Source organism: Microbacterium sp. Ru50 (assembly GCF_002920555.1).
Lineage (GTDB): Bacteria > Actinomycetota > Actinomycetes > Actinomycetales > Microbacteriaceae > Microbacterium > Microbacterium arborescens.
In genome coordinates, this window is the sequence record NZ_PQSV01000001.1 from 446,032 (window position 1) to 462,599 (window position 16,568).

A 16,568-nucleotide genomic window follows, 5' to 3' on the forward strand; every position below is an offset into this window, starting at 1 on the left:
GCCTGGGCGCCATAGCTCCGCGACCGTGCAGAACGGGCTCGGAGACGGTCCTGGGGAGGAAGGTCAGCTGTCGAGCGAGAGCTCGTCGGGCAGCTCGAAGTCGCGACGCTGAAGCTCCTCGACGTTGACGTCCTTGAAGGTCAGCACCCGCACGGACTTCACGAAACGATCGGCCCGGTAGATGTCCCACACCCACACGTCGTTCATCGTCAGTTCGAAGTAGAAGTCGTGCTCGGTGTCGCGCCGGACGACATTGACGTCGTTCGCGAGGTAGAAGCGACGCTCGGTCTCGATCACATACTGGAACTGCGAAACGACGTCGCGGTACTCCTTGTAGAGCGCCAGCTCCAGCTCGCGGTCATAGTCTTCGAAGACTTCGTCATCCATGGTGCTTCCATCCTAGGCGGCGGCAGCACGACGTTCTCGTCCGGGCGACCCCGGGCACCGAGGTCAGAAGAGCGTCGGCGCGTCGGCGATCGCCCACGACGCCCGGTGATGACGCGATAACCCGTGCTCACGGATCGCCGCGCGATGGAGCGCGCTGGCGTAACCCTTGTTCCGCGCCCACTCGTACATCGGCGTCTCATCGTGCAGGTCGGTCATATGGGTGTCGCGGTCCACCTTCGCGATGACCGATGCCGCCGCCGCACTGGCGCAGTCACGGTCGGCCTTGATGATCGTCTTCACGGTCAGGCCCGGTCCGGCCATCGGGCTCACGTAGTCGTGGTTGCCGTCCAGGATGACGACGGTCTCCGGGGCGAAGGGGTCGACAGCACCGAGACCCTGGATCGCTCGGACTGCAGCGAGTCCGAGCGCCCGCACGATCCCCATCTCGTCGATCTCTCCCGGCGTGGCCGACCCCACCGCCGACGCCATGACCCAGTCGGCTGCTCGCAGCGCCAGCTCGGGCCGGCGCAGCTCGGTCACGAGTTTCGAGTCGCGAAGCCCCTCGGGGATCCGGCGGCGCGCGCAGCGCGCGTCGAGCACGGCGGCACCGACCGAGACCGGGCCCGCCAACGCACCGCGCCCGACCTCGTCGAGAGCGATGACGAACTCGTGCTCGCGCAGCAGCCGCCGTTCGACGGTCAGCCGGGGCGCGACGACGGTCATCGTCCTTCGGGCGCGGGCACACCCGCGAAGACGTCGTGGTGGAAGTCGATGAGGCCGAAACGGTCGAGCGGCCAGGTGATGAGGAAGGCGCGCCCCACGACGTTGTCGAGCGGGACGAACCCCTGCGAAGGCTGGTCGCGGTTGTAGCGCGAGTCCCGCGAATGATCGCGGTTGTCGCCGAGCACCCACAGCGAGTTCTCGGGCACCGTCACGTCGAACGGCACCTCCTGCGGAGCCGATTGCCCGTCCGCGAGCGAGACGTACGAGGACTCGTCGATGGGAACGTCGTTCACCGTGATCTGGCCGACGGCATTGCAGCAGACGACATGATCGCCCGGCATCCCGATGATCCGCTTGATCAGGTGATCCTTGCTGTCGGGAGCCGACAGCCCGACGACGGAGAGCACCCAGTCCATGCCCTCCACGAGCGGCGGGCGGGCGGGCTCGACCGTGGCCGGGAGCCATCCACCGGGGTCGCGGAAGACGACGACGTCGCCGCGGGCATACCCGCCGAATCGCGGCGTGAGCTGGTCCACCAGGATCCGGTCGTCCTTCAGCAGCGTCCGCTCCATCGACCCGGATGGGATGTAGAACGAACGGACGAGGAACGTCTTGACCAGGAACGACACCGCGAGTGCGATGGCGACGATCACGAGGATGTCGCGAAGCAGCAGGCCGAGGCGACGTGATCGTGAACGCGCAGGCTTCGGCGCCTGCGCGGCAAGGTCATCGGTGGTCATTCATCGCCTCTCATCCGACTCTCCCGCCGGGGAGCCTTACCCAGGGTCGCACATTCCGCGACCATCACCGGTCACCGCGCAGCGGAGACGACGGATGCCCCGAGCCTGAGCCCGGGGCATCCAGAGAATGCGTCGCTGCGATCAGCGGTCGCGCTTCTCCTTGATCTTGGCCTTCTTGCCACGCAGGTTGCGCAGGTAGTACAACTTGGCGCGACGCACGTCACCGCGCGTGACGACCTCGATGTGGTCGATCACGGGGCTGTGGACGGGGAACGTACGCTCGACGCCGACCTGGAAGCTGATCTTCCGGACGGTGAAGGTCTCGCGCACACCGTCGCCGGAGCGGCCGATGACGACGCCCTGGAAGACCTGGATACGCGAGCGGTTGCCCTCCGTGATGTTGACGTGCACCTTGACGGTGTCGCCGGGGGCGAATGCGGGGATGTCGCTGCGCAGCGATGCTGCGTCGACGGAGTCGAGGATCTGCATGATCTGTTCTTCCTGCGACCGCCTCAGGTCGACCACGAGAGAGTTGAATAAGGATGCGGTGCCCCGGGCACCCGCCGGGCGCCGCTCCCCTGAGGCAGAGATCTGTCAGGGCACAAGCGTTCATTCTGCCATGCTGGGCCCGGCCGACCAAAACGTCAGCTGTCGCTGCGTCGGACCTCTTCGATGATCACGACCTTCTCGTCGGCACGACGTTCGGTCGTGGGCCGCATCGCCTCACGCAGGTAGGCGGGATCGGTGGCGACGGAGAACAGCGAGACGGGACGCGCTTCGCGGAAGAGCTGCCAGAGCGACACCCAGAAGACGCCGAGGAAGGCGGCGACTGCGGCGAGAAGCAGCGGCCAGAAGGCACCCTCGGGGTAGAACCCGATGGCGATGATGAGTGCGTGCCACAGCGTGAACACGAGTACGTCCCACCACGACAGCATCCGCGAGTGTCGAACGGTGCCCCGGGCCCGCACCAGCAACGTCGTCACGAGCTGACCGACGAGAACGGCCGGCACCGCGATGAAGAGGACCCAGAGGAACACCCAGCCGCTCGCGCCCGAGATGGCCCAGCCCACCACGAGCCACAGCGGCAGCACCAGAGCCGCCGGAAGGAGCCAATGGAAGAGCGCGCGTCGCAGCCACATGCTCCCGATGCTACGCCGGTCCGGCAGGATAGAAGCTGAAGAGAGGATCACGATGATCGAGCTGCGCACCCCTGCCGAGATCGAAGCGATGCGCCCCGCGGGACGTTTCGTCGCCGAGACGCTGGCGACCCTCCGCGACGAGACGAAGGTCGGCACGAACCTCCTGGCGATCGACCGGCGCGCGCACGACCTGATCCGCCGCGCCGGCGCCGAGTCCTGCTACATCGACTACCACCCGTCGTTCGGCGCCAGCCCGTTCGGCAAGGTCATCTGCACGTCGATCAACGACGCCGTGCTGCACGGCCTGCCCCACGACTATGCCCTCCGCGACGGCGATCTCGTCACACTCGACTTCGCCGTCTCCGTCGACGGCTGGGTCGCCGACTCCGCGGTGTCGTTCGTCGTGGGAACCCCGCGCGACGAGGACCTCGCACTGATCGACACGACTGAGCGCGCTCTCGACGCGGCGATCGGCGCCGCCGTGGTCGGCAACAAGATCGGCGACATCTCCCACGCGGTCGCGACGGTCGCGCGCGCCGACGGCCTGTCGATCAACACGGACTTCGGCGGCCACGGCGTCGGACGCGAGATGCACGGCGACCCTCACGTGCCCAACGACGGCAAGCCGGGCCGCGGCTACCCGCTGCGTGCGGGTCTCGTCGTCGCGCTCGAGCCGTGGTTCCTGCAGAGCACCGACAAGCTGGTCACGGATGCCGACGGCTGGACGCTCCGCAGCGCCGACGGATCGCGGGGTGCGCACTCCGAGCACACCGTCGCCATCACCGCGGACGGTCCGGTCGTCCTCACCGACCGGTCGTTCCTCGGCGTCGACTGACGCTCCCTCGCCCCGACCGGCTTCCGGCTCAGGCTTCGGAGTCGTCCGCGGGAAGCAGGTCGGGACGGCGCTCGCGCGTCCGCTCGACCCGCTGGGCGTGCCGCCACTCCGCGACGCGCCCGTGATGCCCGCTGAGCAGGACGTCCGGCACATCGTGACCGCGCCACGATGCGGGCTTCGTGTACGAGGGGTACTCCAGCAGCCCGTCCTCGTGAGACTCCTCCACGAGGCTCTCGGGATTGCCGACGACGCCGGGGATCAGTCTCCCGATCGCCTCGATCATCGCCATCGAGGCGACCTCTCCCCCGTTGAGGACGTAGTCCCCGAGACTCATGAGCCGGACATCGCCGAGCGTCGCCGCGTAGGTGAAGACGCGTTCGTCGATTCCCTCGTAGCGGCCGCAGCCGAAGACCAGGTGCGACGCTCCGCTCAGCTCGCGCGCGGTGCTCTGCGAGAATCGCTCGCCGGCAGGCGAAGGGAAGATGAACGTCGGGCGATCGCCCGCGTCCGCCACGATCGCATCCAGTGCAAGCCCCCACGGCTCGGGCTTCATCACCATCCCCGCACCGCCGCCATACGGGGTGTCGTCGACGGTGCGGTGCCGATCGGCGGTGTAGTCCCGCAGGTCGTGCACGCGGACGTCGAGGAGGCCGGCGCCGCGCGCCTTGCCGAGAAGGGAGACCTCGAGGACGTCGAAGAATGCGGGGAAGATCGTGACGACGTCTACGCGCACGTCAGTCCTCGGAGGGGGCGTCGTCGCCGTCCCGGTCGGATGCCGCGCCGGAGGCGTCGTCAGCTTCCTCGGCCGGAAGGTCTTCGAACAGCCCCGCCGGCGGGGTCACGATGACCCGGCCCGCAGCGACATCCACTTCGGGCACGATCGCCTTGACGAACGGCACGAGGATCTCGGTGTCGTCGCCGTCGCGCTGGACGATGAGGAGGTCCTGCGCGGGGAGATGATCGACGCGTGCGATGCGTCCGACCCGCTCGCCGTCGCGCACGACGTCGAGGCCGACGAGCTGGTGATCGAACCAGGCGTCATCCTCGACCGTGGCGTCGCCGTCCTGGTCGACCCAGAGGATGGCCTTGACGAGGCTCTCGGCAGCATCGCGGTCGTTGACGTCCTCGAGGAAGAGAACGGGGTGCGAGTTCATCCACCGGAACTCGCGGACGGTCACGGACTTGCCGTGCCAGGGAGACGCCTCGGGGACCTGCAACGTGAACGTCGCGCCCGGCACGAAGCGGCCGTCGGGATCATCGGTGTAGAGCTCGAGCTTGAGTGCGCCCTTGAGGCCGTGCGCCTTGACGAGGCGCCCGACGCGCAGCTGTGTGCGAGCGGGGTCGGCGGCCATGTCAGTCGTCCGCGACGTCGACGCGAACGCGCGTGCCGTCGGCAAGCGCGGAGATCAGCGCCCGCAGCGCCTTGGCGGTGCGTCCGCCGCGCCCGATCACCCGTCCCCGGTCGTCGGGGTGCACGCGCACCTCGAGGACCTCGCCGCGGGGCGACGAGGAGGAACGGATGACGACGTCATCAGGATGATCGACGATCCCCTTGACGACGTGCTCGAGCGCGGCGGACAGCAACGGATTACTCCGCGTCGGTCGCGTCGGCGGCGGGAGCCTCGTCGGCGGGAGCCTCAGCGGCGGGCTCCTCGGCCTTCTTGGCGGCCTGCGGCTTGATGACCGACTTCTTCGACGCGTCTGCGACGAACTCGCCCTTGGCCTCGGCCGTGCGGACGGTCGAGACGGCGTTCTTGTCGCCCTTGAACTTGCCCCAGTCGCCCGTGAGCTTCAGCAGCGCGGTGACCTGCTCGGTCGGCTGAGCGCCGACCGACAGCCAGTACTGGGCGCGGTCGGAGTCGACCTTGATGATCGAGGGCTCCTCGGTCGGGTGGTACTGACCGATCTCCTCGATCACGCGGCCGTCGCGCTTGGTGCGCGAGTCGGCGACGACGATGCGGTAGTAGGGCGCGCGGATCTTACCGAGGCGCTTGAGACGGATCTTGACAGCCACAATTCTCCTGAGTGGTGTGATGTGAAGTGAACGTCGCCTGGAGCGTGGGGTGCACACCCGGCGGGAGCTCTGAGGGTGGACCTTCCCGCCGGATAGAGGGTCGAGCGAGCGGTCCAACCGTCTATTTTGCCAGATGATGACGGTCGTCGCGAACCGCACCGCACCGCGTGTCAGACTGAGCGCATGACGGTCCCCTTCGCCACGTCTGCCCGCTCCTCCGTGGGCATCGAGTGGGAGTTGATGCTCGCCGACCGCGACACCGGGGATCTCGCGCCCCGGGCGCCCGAAGTGCTCGCCGAGGTGGAGGATTCCTCCGCACTCGAGCGCTACACGATCACCGGCGAGCTGCTGACGAACACCATCGAGGTGACCAGCGGGGTCGGCGACACGGTCGCCGCGGCTGTCGACGACATCGATGACGCCATCCAGCGGGTGCGCGAATTCGCCGCACCGCGCGGCCTCGAGATGCTCTGCGCCGGAAGTCACCCCTTCGCCCGATGGTACGAGCAGCAGATCACCGACAAGACCCGCTACCACAAGCTCATCGAGCGGACCCAGTGGTGGGGCCGGAACATGATGATCTGGGGCATCCACATCCACGTCGGCGTCGAGGACGTCAACAAGGTGTTCCCCCTCATCAACGCACTGTCGCTCTACCTCCCCCACCTGCAGGCCCTGTCGGCGTCGAGCCCGTTCTGGGCCGGCGACCGCACCGGATACGCGTCCAACCGGGCCCTCGTCTTCCAGCAGCTGCCGACCGCCGGCCTGCCGTGGAGCTTCACACAGTGGAGCGACTTCGAGAGCTACCTCGACGGCATGGTCCGCACGGGCGTCATGGAGGACGCCTCGGAGGTGCGCTGGGACATCCGCCCCGCTCCCAAGTGGGGAACGATCGAGATCCGCGCCTGCGACGGGATGTCGACCCTCCCCGAGCTGGCGGCCGTGGCATCCCTCGTCCAGGTCCTCACCGAGCATCTCTCACGGCAGCTCGATGAGGGCCGCGAGCTCCCGACGATCCCGCCGTGGTTCGTCCGCGAGAACAAGTGGCGGGCAGCTCGGTACGGGCTGGACGCGCGTCTGATCGTCGATGCCGACGGCACTCAGCGCCACGTCGCCGACCACCTCCGCGACACGATGGCCGAACTCGAGCCGATCGCCGAAGAGCTGCACTGCGCGCGCGAGTTCCGTGGATTGAACACGATTCTCGATCAGGGGGCCAGCTACCTCCGTCAGACGCGCGTCGCGGATGCCGCCGACGGCGACCTTCGCGAGGTCGTCCAGCACCTGATCCGCGAGTTCCGCGACGGCCCCACGCTGCGCCAGCATTTGGCGAAGCCGGACGTCGGCCGCTGAGCCGGGCCCGCTCGACTCAGCCCTTGCCGAAGAGCTTCTGGATCTCGGCGAGGTCGGCCTCGCTCGGCTGAGCCTGCCCGGCTGCCCCCAGACCGAAGCCCGAGCCGGTCGGCGCGGCCGCGGTCGCCAGGCCCGCGTTCTCGGCGGCGCGCTTCGCGGGGTTGCCCGAACGGGAACCGCCCTTGTTCTTGGCCTGCTTGCCACGCTTGCTCGAGGCGCCGGGCTTGCCGCCCATCGGCCCCATCCCCGGGATGTTGGGAACGCCCCCGCGCGCGACCGTCTTCATCATCTTGGCCGCCTGCTCGAACCGCTGGACCAGCTGATTGACGTCGGTCACCGTCATCCCCGATCCGCGCGCGATGCGCAGGCGACGCGAGCCGTTGAGGACCTTCGGGTTGCGGCGCTCCGCGGGGGTCATCGACCGGATGATCGCCTCGGTGCGGTCGATCTCGCGCTCGTCGAACTGCTCGAGCTGCTGCTTCATCTGCCCCATGCCCGGCAGCATGCCGAGCATCTTCTTCATCGACCCCATCTTCTTCATCTGCTGAAGCTGGTCGAGGAAGTCTTCGAGCGTGAACTGCTCCTTCGCGAGCTTCTCGGCGACCGCGAGGGCCTCCTGCTCGTCGAACGCCTGCTGCGCCTGCTCGATCAGGGTGAGGATGTCACCCAGGTCGAGGATGCGGCTGGCCATGCGATCGGGGTGGAAGGGCTCGAGGTCGTCGAGGCCCTCGCCCGTGGAAGCGAAGATGATCGGGCGCTGAGTCACAGAGGCGACCGACAGAGCGGCACCGCCTCGGGCGTCGCCGTCGAGCTTGGAGAGGACGACGCCGGTGAAGTCGACACCCTCCTGGAACGCCTTGGCGGTGTTGACCGCGTCCTGACCGATCATCGCGTCGATGACGAAGAGTACCTCGTCGGGATCGGTGGCCTTGCGGATCGAGGCGGCCTGCTTCATCAGCTCCGCGTCGACGCCCAGGCGTCCCGCCGTGTCGATGATGACGACGTCGTGCTGCTGGCGGCGTGCATGCTCGACACCGTCGCGTGCGACGCGCACGGGGTCGCCGACGCCGTTGCCGGGTTCGGGAGCGTAGATGGCGGCACCGGCACGCTCGGCCACGACCTGGAGCTGGTTCACGGCGTTCGGACGCTGGAGGTCGCACGCGACGAGGAGCGGCGTGTGACCGTCCTTCTCGAGCTGCTTGGCGAGCTTGCCGGCGAACGTTGTCTTTCCCGAGCCCTGGAGACCCGCGAGCATGATCACGGTCGGCGGGTTCTTCGCGAACTGCAGGCGGCGCTGCTCGCCGCCGAGGATGCCCACGAGCTCCTCGTTGACGATCTGGACGACCTGCTGCGCCGGGTTCAGCGCGCGATTGACCTCGTCGCCGAGCGCGCGCTCGCGCACCTTGGCGGTGAACTCCTTGACCACCGCCAGAGCGACGTCGGCGTCGAGAAGCGCACGGCGGATCTCACGGACGGTCTGGTCGACGTCAGCCGCCGAGAGCTTTCCCTTGGTGCGGAGATTCCGGAAGGTCTCGGTAAGACGGTCGGAGAGCGTGCCGAAAGTTGCCATGATCCCTCGATTCTATGCGAGAGGGCGACCCGGTCAGCGCCCCCGGACGATGGCGATAGCTCGCCCCATCTCCTGAGCCAGGTCGGCGCGCCCCGCTCCCCCGCGGGCCCACGAGCGGACGGCGCCGAGCACCGCACCGCCCCAGGCCGCGCCGAGGATGTCGGCTTCGAGTGCCGCCATCCCCGAGCGGTGAAGGGCCGCGGCGACGGCACGCGCGACGCGGGCGGCCCGCAACGCGGCATCCCGCGCGAGCTCGTCCGACAGTCCCATCGCGACGTCGTTGACGATCGCCAGCGCCAGGGCGTCGGGGGCGAAGCCTCGGGCGAGGTCGCCGATCGCAGACGCGACCTCGTCGGCACCGCCGGCGCCCCGCAGAGCGAGCTCGAGCGCCCCGATGCGCTCGTCGAGCCCCGACCACAGGACCGCCGACTTCGATGAGAAGTAGTTGAAGAAGCTCGACCGGCTGACACCGGCACGCCGGGTGATGTCGGCGACCGTCGTCGCCTCGTAGCCGCGCTCGAGGAACAGCTCGCAGGCGGCCTCCGCAAGGGTTTCGCGGGACGACACGCGAGGCCGGCCCGCGCGGGTGGATGACGTCACCATCACAGCCTAGGCGTGTCGTATTGTTGGACGCAGTCCAGTATCTGGAGGAGGATCCGTGCTCGATGTCCGCGTCGTGGGGCTCGCCCCCGCCGTCGTCCCCTATGCAGAAGGCTGGGAGCTGCAGCGCCGCGTCCACGACGCCGTGGTCGCCGGCAGCCCGGACACGCTGCTCCTCCTCGAGCACGAAGCGGTGTTCACCGCGGGCGCGCGTACCGAGCCCGCGGAGCGACCGACCGACGGGACCGCCGTCGTCGATGTCGATCGCGGCGGAAAGATCACCTGGCACGGCCCGGGACAGCTGGTGGGGTACCCGATCCTGCGCCTGCCCGAGCCCGTCGACGTCGTCTCGCACGTGCGGAGGCTCGAGCGGGTCCTCATCTCAGCCGTCGCGGACCTGGGCGTCTCAGCCCGGCAGGTGGCGGGCCGAAGCGGCGTGTGGGTGAGCCAGGACGGCCGCGACGCCAAGATCGCGGCGATCGGCGTCCGGGTTCAGCGCGGCGTGACGATGCACGGCTTCGCGCTCAACTGCGACAACGATCTCGCGCCGTTCGAGCAGATCATCCCGTGCGGCATCACCGATGCCGGCGTCGCCTCACTCTCCACGGTCCTGGCCCGGAGGGTCTCGCCCGCCGACGTGGTGGACACCGTCACGAGTCGCTTCCGCGCCGAGTTCGAGACGGCGGTCGCGGCATGAGCGGCGGCTGCGCCGTGCCCGCCGCTCCCGCCGCGGGCGGGCCGGAGGGACGCAAACTCCTTCGCCTGGAGGTCCGCAACGCGCAGACGCCGATCGAGCGCAAGCCGGAGTGGATCAAGACGAAGGCCCGGATGGGCGAGGAGTATCGCGCGCTCCACGACCTCGTGCGCGAGGAAGGCCTGCACACCGTCTGCCAGGAGGCGGGATGTCCCAACATCTACGAATGCTGGGAAGACCGAGAGGCGACCTTCCTCATCGGCGGCTCGCAGTGCACACGACGGTGCGACTTCTGTCAGATCGACACGGGTAAACCGGCCGAGTACGACACCGACGAGCCGCGGCGCGTCGCCGAAAGCGTCAGCCGGATGCAGCTGCGCTACGCCACGGTCACCGGGGTGGCGCGCGACGACCTCGCCGATGGCGGAGCCTGGCTGCACGCGGAGACGGTGCGACGGATCCACGCGGAGAACCCGGGCACGGGCGTCGAGATCCTCGCGACCGACTTCAACGGCGACCCGGCGCAGCTCGACGAGGTCTTCGCGTCGCGACCGGAGGTCTTCGCGCACAACGTGGAGACGGTCCCCCGCATCTTCAAGCGGATCCGACCCGCGTTCCGTTACGAGCGCTCGCTCGGCGTGATCACGCGCGCCCGTGACGCCGGACTCATCACCAAGTCGAACCTCATCCTCGGAATGGGCGAGACCCCCGAGGAGGTCGTGCAGGCGCTCCAGGACCTCCACGACGCCGGCACCGACATCATCACGATCACGCAGTATCTGCGGCCGACGCCTCGTCATCTGCCGGTCGACCGGTGGGTCAAGCCAGAGGAGTTCGTCGGCTTCCGCGAAGAGGCGGAGCGCATCGGCTTCCTCGGGGTTCTCGCCGGACCACTCGTGCGGTCCTCCTACCGGGCCGGGCGGCTGTGGGCGCAATCGATGACCGCCAAGGGCCGGGAGATCCCCCCGCACCTCGCGCACCTCGCCGACTCCGCGCAGTCCGGGTTCGCGCAGGCCGTCTGACGAGTCGCCGACCCGTCCGCGTGCGACTCAGGCCGCGGTCGGGTCCGGCGGCCAGATGTACGGGAGGTCGTCGGGGACATCGCCGAAACGCGGGCGGTAGAACGCGGCATCCTTGCGCACGAGGTTGGAGCGGTGAGACAGGTGGAACGCCTCATCGCCCAGCCACGGCGGCATCTCGAGCTCGCTCTCGGGCATCCCGTCGACATCGGGAGCGAACTGCAGCAGTTGCGGCCGGACCGTGTCCGGGCGACCGGCGGCGATCCACGCGTCCGTCATCGCGAGGCCGTACGCCGTGAGGGCCGGCAGATAGCCGCGCCACATCTTGGCGGCCGGGTGGTTGCGCCATCCGTATCCCGGGACGGTGTTGGCCCGCAGCAGCTGCAGCGTCTCGACGCGCTGCTTGCCCAGTCGAGCCGTGTCGAGCGCAGCCGCCGACTCGGCGAACGACGGGTACGGCAGGAAGGTCTGCACGTCAGTCGGCGCTGGTGACCGACTGGATGCTGCCGTCGCTCGTGAGGTTGACCAGGAGCACCTCTTCGGTCGAGTCGGGGTCGAGCGCGTACTCCAGCACCGCGAACGGGTCCGATCCCCCGTGCTCGTCGGCCAGGATCGTCATGCTGATCAGCTGCAGCGACCGGATGACGTCCATATGGACGTCGCCGGAGATATCCACCAGGTACGACTCGATGTCCTCTCCGAGCTCCTCCTGCTGCTGGAGGATGAACTCGGTCACCTCGCTCGTGCGGTCGTTGAGCTCCGACACCATCGCGTTTCGGGCGGAGAGGTCGATCGACTCGATCGCCGAGATCATCGCGGCAGCGACGTCGAGCGCGGCGGCGGACACGTCGTCCTGATCCGGGGCCGTGAGATCGACGGTGACCGTCTGGTCGCCGATCTCGACGTGATCCGACCAGAAGATCGATCCGTCCGGACCCGACTCGAGGAGTCCGAAGTAGTCGTGCTCGATCGCCATGTGTTTATGAAACCAGCCGTGAGGGTGCGGGGGAAGTGGAGATGCGGCGCGGCGCTCAGTCGACGAGAGCGGATGCGAACACGTGCGGGGTGAAACCGGTGAGGTCGTTGATGCCCTCACCCTGACCGAGCAGCTTGACCGGGATGCCGGTGCGCTCCTGGACCGCGAGCACGAAACCGCCACGCGCGGACCCGTCGAGCTTGGTCAGGACGAGACCCGTCACGCCGGCGTGTTCGAGGAACGCCTCGGCTTGCATCACGCCGTTCTGGCCCGTCGTCGCATCCAGCACCAGCAGCACTTCGCTGATGGGCGCCTGCTTCTCGATGACGCGCCGGATCTTGGTGAGCTCGTCCATCAGGCCGCCCTTGGTGTGCAGGCGGCCCGCGGTGTCGACGAGCACGATCTCCGTGCCCGTCCGCTTGGCGTAATCGATCGTCTGGAACGCGACGGAAGCCGGGTCCTGGCCCTCCTGCTGCGGCCGGACGATCTGTGCACCGCCGCGTTCGGCCCACGTCGCGAGCTGGTCGACGGCCGCGGCACGGAACGTATCGGCGGCACCGACGACGACCGACCGGCCGTATCGCTGCAGGAACTTCGCGAACTTCCCGATCGTCGTGGTCTTCCCCACGCCGTTCACACCGACGACGAGGACGACGGCGGGACGCTCGGTCAGGCGCAGGGTCGAGTCGAAGGCCGCGAACCGCTCCTCGAGCGTCTCCTTCAGCATGCGCTGGAGATCACGGGGGTCGGTGGTGCGGTACCGCTCGACCTTGTCCCGCAGGTCGTCGACGAGACGCTCGGTGATGTCGGGCCCGAAGTCGGCGGTCAGCAGCGCCGTCTCGAGGTCGTCCCACGTGTTCTCGTCGATGGTCGGCTTGACGAAGAGCCCGCGCAGCGCGCGCGAGAGCGACCAGGGATTGTCGGCCATGCCCTCAGCCTACGGCGCCTGCGCGCTCGCGTACGCGCTGACCGACGACCGCCGACACGCCGTCCTGCCGCATCGAGACGCCGTAGAGGGCGTCGGCGATCTCCATCGTGCGCTTCTGGTGCGTGATCACGATGAGCTGGCTCGACTCGCGGAGCTGTTCGAACACGCCGAGCAGGCGACCGAGGTTCGCGTCGTCGAGCGCCGCCTCGACCTCGTCGAGGATGTAGAACGGGCTCGGGCGAGCCTTGAAGATCGCCGTCAGGAGCGCGACGGCGGCGAGGGACCGCTCGCCGCCGGACAGCAGCGACAACCTCTCGATCTTCTTGCCCACGGGTCGCACCGCGACCTCGATGCCGGTCGTCAGCGGATTGTCGGGGTCGGTGAGCGAGATGCTGCCCGTGCCGCCCGGGAACAGGATCGGGAAGACCTCGCCGAACGCGATCTTGGTGTCTTCGAACGCGGCCAGGAAGATCGACTGCATCCGTTCGTCCAGCTCCCCAATGATGGTCAGCAGATCGGCCCGTGTCTGCGTCAGATCCGCAAGCTGTTCGGTGAGGAATGCGTGGCGCTGCTCGAGCGCGGCGTACTCCTCGAGCGCCAGAGGATTGACCCGCCCGAGCTGCGCGAGCTTTCGCTCCGCTTCGGCGAGGCGACGCCGCTGCGCGTTCCGATCGAAAGGCACCGGCTCGCCCGAATCATCGAGGACGGGCTGGTCCGGCCCATATTCCGAAACAAGAATGTCCTCGTCGAACCCGAGTTCCGAGGCGACACGCTCGAGCAGGCTCGTCACGTGCAGCTTCTTCTCGTGCATCTGCATCTCGAGTCCGTGGACCGACTCGGTGAGGGCTGCGAGCCGGCTGCGCGCCGATTGATCCTGACGGCGCAGCTCTGCGAGCTCGCTCGTGATCTCGCTCCGCGCCTGCTCGGCGCGACCCAGCTCCACGCGGGCGGCCGCGACCGACCGGTCGATCGACTCGAGCAGCGGGGGCAGCTGTGCGGCGACGGCGTCCGCGATCGCACGCTGCCGCCTCCGGATGACGGCGCGCCGGGCGGCTTCGGCGGCGGCTGCCCGCTCGCGCTCGCGCTGGCGTTCGAGCTGGACCACACGTGCCTCTCCGGCTCGCACGCGCTCCCGCAGGGTCTCGACGTCGAGCCGGGCGCGCATCTCGCGTTCGCGTGCCTGTTCGAGGGCTTCGAGGAGCCCCTCGCGCGCCGATGCGTCGAGGATCGGCCTCGGTGCCGCAGCCGCTGCCGCGAGCGCTTCCTCAGCCTCGCGAGCCGCCGATTCGGCCTCGGTCACGGCGGACACAGCGGGGGCGATACCCGCTTCGAGCCGATCGCACTCCGCGACGGCCGCCTCGTACCGCACGGTAGCCCGGTTGAACTTCTCCGCGTCGGCCGCGAGCGCCGCATCGTGCGCCCGGAGGGTCTCGAGCGCCGTCCTCGTGCGGGCGCGCGCCTCGGACCACGCCGCCTGCGCTTCGGCCAGCGACTCGCGCAGCGCGTCGGCGACCACCCTCATCTCGCTGAGCCGCTCGGCCGCCGCATCGCGCTCGGCCGCGAGTTCGAGACGCGATCGCCCTTCGCCGGAGCCGGCCCGGACGGTGCGCCACGAGACGAGCTCACCCTGCTTCGTCACGACCACGGCACGCTCGCGCTCGTTCGCGACCCAGCCGTCACGGATGCGCACAGCGGCGTCGAGGTCATCCGCGACGAGCACATTGTCGAGTTGCCCGACGACACCGTCGGGACCGCTGACGATGTCGGTGGCGCGAACAGCACCCGGTGGAGCGGCGACAGCCTCTCCCCGCGCGGCGTCCGCCAGGACGATGTCGACCACGCCGAGGTCATCCGCGAAGGCGGTTGCCGCCGCCCGCAGCGCTGCCGCCACATCGACCGCGAGCACGCCTTCAGCGAGAGCCCCCAGAGCGGCGGCCACCGGGGCCTCGTAGCCCGGCTCGACCTTCAGGGCGTCGGCGACGAGGGATCGCAGCCCCTCGTCACCGCGCGAGAGGAGATCGGCAGCGGCATTGCGGACCTCGAGCGCGCGCCCGAGTGCCGCGGTCTGCGCCGTGAGCGACTCGACCTCGCGCTCGGCCGCGTGCAGCCTCTCGCGGATCCCCGCCAGCTCGGTCTCGGCGTCCGTGGCATCGCGCTGAGCCCGCTCGTAGGCGGCAGTGTGCTCGGCGGAGCTGATCTCGGGAGCCGCATCCGCCTGGACCTGCTCGAGGGCTGCCTCCGCCTCGGCGCGGCGCGCGCGAGCGGCATCGAGGCCCCGCTGCTGCCGTTCCACCGTCGCTCGAAGGGCCTCCAGCCGGGATGCTGCGGCCTCGGCCCGGCCGCGAAGCTTGGTCAGGCGCATGTCGTGCTCGGAGACGAGAGCGCTTTGGGCGGCGATGTCGGCGTCGAGCGCATCGAGTTCGGCGCGTGCCCGGATGACGTCGCGGGATGCCGCAGCAGCCGCATCCTGCGCATCACCGACGCCCGACGCGATGTCGTCGACCTCCTGCCGAGCCTCGTCGATGGCCGACTGCCCGACCGTGGCGACCTCTATCGAGAGCTGGCCGTCGTCTTCGAGGAGCGCTCGGCGCTGCGCTGCGAGCGTGTGCAACCCGCGTACCCGTTCCTGGACCTGTTCGAGCGCGAAAGCGGTGGCGCGTGCACGGTCGACGGCTTCGGACCGCTGCTCGGCCTCGAGCTCGTCGATGCGTCGTTTCACACCGTCGAGCCGGTCCTGCAGCACCAGCCGCTCGGCGTGCCGCTCATGCTCGTCCCGGGCGTGGTCGGCGAGCTGGGCACGCAGGGCGACGAGGTCATCGGCGAACAGCCTCGCCTTCGCGTCGCGGACGACGGCGGCGATCGTCGCCGCTTCGCGGGCGATCTCGGCCTGCTTGCCGAGCGGCTTCAGCTGCCGTCGCAGCTCGCCCGCGAGGTCGCTCAGCCGGGTGAGGTTCGTCTCCATCGCCTCGAGCTTGCGAACCGTCTTCTCCTTGCGGCGCCGGTGCTTGAGGATGCCCGCCGCCTCTTCGATGAAGCCGCGGCGGTCCTCCGCGCTCGCCTGGAGCACGGTGTCGAGACGGCCCTGCCCGACGATGACGTGCATCTCGCGGCCCAGACCGGAGTCGCTCAGCAGCTCCTGCACGTCGAGCAACCGGCACGTCTCGCCGTTGATCGCGTACTCGCTCGACCCGTTCCGGAACAGCGTTCGGCTGATCGTGACCTCGGCGTACTCGATCGGAAGCACGCCGTCGTGGTTGTCGATCGTCAGCTGCACCTCGGCACGACCGAGCGGACCGCGCGTCGCGGTGCCCGCGAAGATGACGTCCTCCATCTTGCCGCCGCGCAGGGTCTTGGCTCCCTGTTCTCCCATGACCCAGGCGAGGGCGTCGACGACGTTCGACTTGCCGGAGCCGTTCGGTCCGACGATGCAGGTGACCCCCGGTTCGAGCACGAACGTGGTCGGTTGGGCGAACGACTTGAAGCCCTTGAGCGTGACGCTCTTCAGGTGCATGTCGAACCCTCCCGGCGCTCGGTCAACGTCCACACGCTACCGGAGGATGACGCGCCGGACTTGACGCCGCACCGGACGG

The 16,568-nt window shown here is 69.1% G+C and carries 19 protein-coding genes; 4 read left to right on the top strand and 15 right to left on the bottom strand.

The genetic code is table 11. The features are described 5' to 3' along the window. Window positions 1-63 precede the first annotated feature (63 nt). The 5 genes from C3481_RS02045 to C3481_RS02065 all read right to left on the bottom strand — a co-directional run bounded on the left by C3481_RS02045 (window position 64) and on the right by C3481_RS02065 (window position 2,989). Entirely contained in the window at window positions 64-387 is a 324-nt protein-coding gene (locus C3481_RS02045) for a DUF2469 family protein (protein ID WP_023950963.1), read from the bottom strand. A gap of 63 nt (window positions 388-450) precedes the next feature. Beyond that, window positions 451-1,110, bottom strand: coding sequence for a ribonuclease HII (locus tag C3481_RS02050; protein ID WP_071918171.1), 660 nt, complete (start codon window positions 1,108-1,110; stop codon window positions 451-453). Further along, window positions 1,107-1,850, bottom strand: coding sequence for a signal peptidase I (gene lepB, locus C3481_RS02055; protein ID WP_023950967.1), 744 nt, complete (start codon window positions 1,848-1,850; stop codon window positions 1,107-1,109). Before lepB ends, C3481_RS02050 begins: the two co-directional genes overlap by 4 nt. 141 nt (window positions 1,851-1,991) lie before the next feature. Further along, window positions 1,992-2,339: a 50S ribosomal protein L19 gene (gene rplS, locus C3481_RS02060; RefSeq protein WP_023950969.1), complete on the bottom strand. Its 348-nt coding sequence runs from the start codon at window positions 2,337-2,339 to the stop codon at window positions 1,992-1,994. Window positions 2,340-2,494: 155 nt separating this feature from the next. Beyond that, window positions 2,495-2,989, bottom strand: a complete 495-nt coding sequence (locus C3481_RS02065; RefSeq protein ID WP_064956776.1) for a hypothetical protein — start codon at window positions 2,987-2,989, stop codon at window positions 2,495-2,497. Window positions 2,990-3,041: 52 nt separating this feature from the next. Between C3481_RS02065 and map the strand changes: the two genes are divergently transcribed. Then, the gene (gene map, locus C3481_RS02070) at window positions 3,042-3,824 is read left to right on the top strand and encodes a type I methionyl aminopeptidase (RefSeq protein WP_023950973.1); all 783 of its coding nucleotides are present in this window, start codon (window positions 3,042-3,044) and stop codon (window positions 3,822-3,824) included. Window positions 3,825-3,852: 28 nt separating this feature from the next. Here the strand turns inward: map and trmD are convergent, their stop codons facing one another. From trmD to rpsP, 4 genes are read right to left on the bottom strand one after another with little or no spacing between them, the layout of a single operon-like run. Next, on the bottom strand, window positions 3,853-4,557 hold the full coding sequence (gene trmD / locus C3481_RS02075) for a tRNA (guanosine(37)-N1)-methyltransferase TrmD (protein ID WP_103840593.1): 705 nt from the start codon (window positions 4,555-4,557) through the stop codon (window positions 3,853-3,855). Window position 4,558: 1 nt separating this feature from the next. Next, entirely contained in the window at window positions 4,559-5,176 is a 618-nt protein-coding gene (rimM, locus tag C3481_RS02080) for a ribosome maturation factor RimM (RefSeq protein ID WP_023950976.1), read from the bottom strand. A gap of 1 nt (window position 5,177) precedes the next feature. Continuing rightward, window positions 5,178-5,408 carry an RNA-binding protein gene (locus C3481_RS02085; protein WP_023950977.1) on the bottom strand — a complete coding sequence of 77 codons (231 nt, stop codon included), beginning with the start codon at window positions 5,406-5,408 and terminating at the stop codon, window positions 5,178-5,180. 4 nt (window positions 5,409-5,412) lie between these two features. Continuing rightward, window positions 5,413-5,838: a 30S ribosomal protein S16 gene (gene rpsP / locus C3481_RS02090; RefSeq protein ID WP_023950978.1), complete on the bottom strand. Its 426-nt coding sequence runs from the start codon at window positions 5,836-5,838 to the stop codon at window positions 5,413-5,415. Window positions 5,839-6,021: 183 nt separating this feature from the next. Here rpsP and C3481_RS02095 point away from each other — a divergent pair, with 183 nt between their 5' ends. Beyond that, entirely contained in the window at window positions 6,022-7,191 is a 1,170-nt protein-coding gene (locus C3481_RS02095) for a glutamate--cysteine ligase (protein WP_023950979.1), read from the top strand. Window positions 7,192-7,207: 16 nt separating this feature from the next. On the opposite strand, the gene ffh is transcribed toward C3481_RS02095, so the two are convergent. Continuing rightward, window positions 7,208-8,761, bottom strand: coding sequence for a signal recognition particle protein (gene ffh, locus C3481_RS02100; RefSeq protein WP_023950980.1), 1,554 nt, complete (start codon window positions 8,759-8,761; stop codon window positions 7,208-7,210). 33 nt (window positions 8,762-8,794) lie between these two features. Continuing rightward, on the bottom strand, window positions 8,795-9,361 hold the full coding sequence (locus tag C3481_RS02105; protein WP_172407781.1) for a TetR/AcrR family transcriptional regulator: 567 nt from the start codon (window positions 9,359-9,361) through the stop codon (window positions 8,795-8,797). A 58-nt stretch (window positions 9,362-9,419) separates the two neighbouring features. On the opposite strand from C3481_RS02105, the gene lipB reads away from it, so the two are divergent. Then, on the top strand, window positions 9,420-10,058 hold the full coding sequence (gene lipB, locus C3481_RS02110; RefSeq protein ID WP_023950982.1) for a lipoyl(octanoyl) transferase LipB: 639 nt from the start codon (window positions 9,420-9,422) through the stop codon (window positions 10,056-10,058). After that, window positions 10,055-11,077, top strand: a complete 1,023-nt coding sequence (gene lipA / locus C3481_RS02115) for a lipoyl synthase (protein ID WP_023950984.1) — start codon at window positions 10,055-10,057, stop codon at window positions 11,075-11,077. The genes lipB and lipA overlap by 4 nt, the downstream gene beginning before the upstream one ends. 27 nt (window positions 11,078-11,104) lie before the next feature. Here lipA and C3481_RS02120 read toward each other — a convergent pair whose 3' ends face one another. From C3481_RS02120 to smc, 4 genes are read right to left on the bottom strand one after another with little or no spacing between them, the layout of a single operon-like run. Continuing rightward, window positions 11,105-11,548 carry an MSMEG_6728 family protein gene (locus C3481_RS02120; RefSeq protein ID WP_103840595.1) on the bottom strand — a complete coding sequence of 148 codons (444 nt, stop codon included), beginning with the start codon at window positions 11,546-11,548 and terminating at the stop codon, window positions 11,105-11,107. Window position 11,549: 1 nt separating this feature from the next. Beyond that, complete coding sequence (locus C3481_RS02125; protein WP_023950989.1) at window positions 11,550-12,050, bottom strand: DUF2004 domain-containing protein; 501 nt, start codon at window positions 12,048-12,050, stop codon at window positions 11,550-11,552. Between the two features lie 55 nt (window positions 12,051-12,105). Then, entirely contained in the window at window positions 12,106-12,978 is an 873-nt protein-coding gene (ftsY, locus tag C3481_RS02130; protein WP_103840597.1) for a signal recognition particle-docking protein FtsY, read from the bottom strand. Between the two features lie 4 nt (window positions 12,979-12,982). Then, on the bottom strand, window positions 12,983-16,489 hold the full coding sequence (gene smc / locus C3481_RS02135) for a chromosome segregation protein SMC (protein ID WP_103840599.1): 3,507 nt from the start codon (window positions 16,487-16,489) through the stop codon (window positions 12,983-12,985). Window positions 16,490-16,568 lie beyond the last annotated feature (79 nt).

What these genes read in the sequence shown, in the direction of transcription:
- map (WP_023950973.1), top strand. Translation starts at nt 3,042, where the DNA reads ATGATCGAGCTGCGCACCCCTGCCGAGATCGAAGCGATGCGCCCCGCG.
- C3481_RS02065 (WP_064956776.1), bottom strand. Translation starts at nt 2,989, where the DNA reads ATGTGGCTGCGACGCGCGCTCTTCCATTGGCTCCTTCCGGCGGCTCTG.
- rplS (WP_023950969.1), bottom strand. Translation starts at nt 2,339, where the DNA reads ATGCAGATCCTCGACTCCGTCGACGCAGCATCGCTGCGCAGCGACATC.
- C3481_RS02125 (WP_023950989.1), bottom strand. Translation starts at nt 12,050, where the DNA reads ATGGCGATCGAGCACGACTACTTCGGACTCCTCGAGTCGGGTCCGGAC.
- C3481_RS02045 (WP_023950963.1), bottom strand. Translation starts at nt 387, where the DNA reads ATGGATGACGAAGTCTTCGAAGACTATGACCGCGAGCTGGAGCTGGCG.
- lipA (WP_023950984.1), top strand. Translation starts at nt 10,055, where the DNA reads ATGAGCGGCGGCTGCGCCGTGCCCGCCGCTCCCGCCGCGGGCGGGCCG.
- ftsY (WP_103840597.1), bottom strand. Translation starts at nt 12,978, where the DNA reads ATGGCCGACAATCCCTGGTCGCTCTCGCGCGCGCTGCGCGGGCTCTTC.
- ffh (WP_023950980.1), bottom strand. Translation starts at nt 8,761, where the DNA reads ATGGCAACTTTCGGCACGCTCTCCGACCGTCTTACCGAGACCTTCCGG.
- C3481_RS02095 (WP_023950979.1), top strand. Translation starts at nt 6,022, where the DNA reads ATGACGGTCCCCTTCGCCACGTCTGCCCGCTCCTCCGTGGGCATCGAG.
- lepB (WP_023950967.1), bottom strand. Translation starts at nt 1,850, where the DNA reads ATGACCACCGATGACCTTGCCGCGCAGGCGCCGAAGCCTGCGCGTTCA.
- rimM (WP_023950976.1), bottom strand. Translation starts at nt 5,176, where the DNA reads ATGGCCGCCGACCCCGCTCGCACACAGCTGCGCGTCGGGCGCCTCGTC.
- C3481_RS02050 (WP_071918171.1), bottom strand. Translation starts at nt 1,110, where the DNA reads ATGACCGTCGTCGCGCCCCGGCTGACCGTCGAACGGCGGCTGCTGCGC.
- smc (WP_103840599.1), bottom strand. Translation starts at nt 16,489, where the DNA reads ATGCACCTGAAGAGCGTCACGCTCAAGGGCTTCAAGTCGTTCGCCCAA.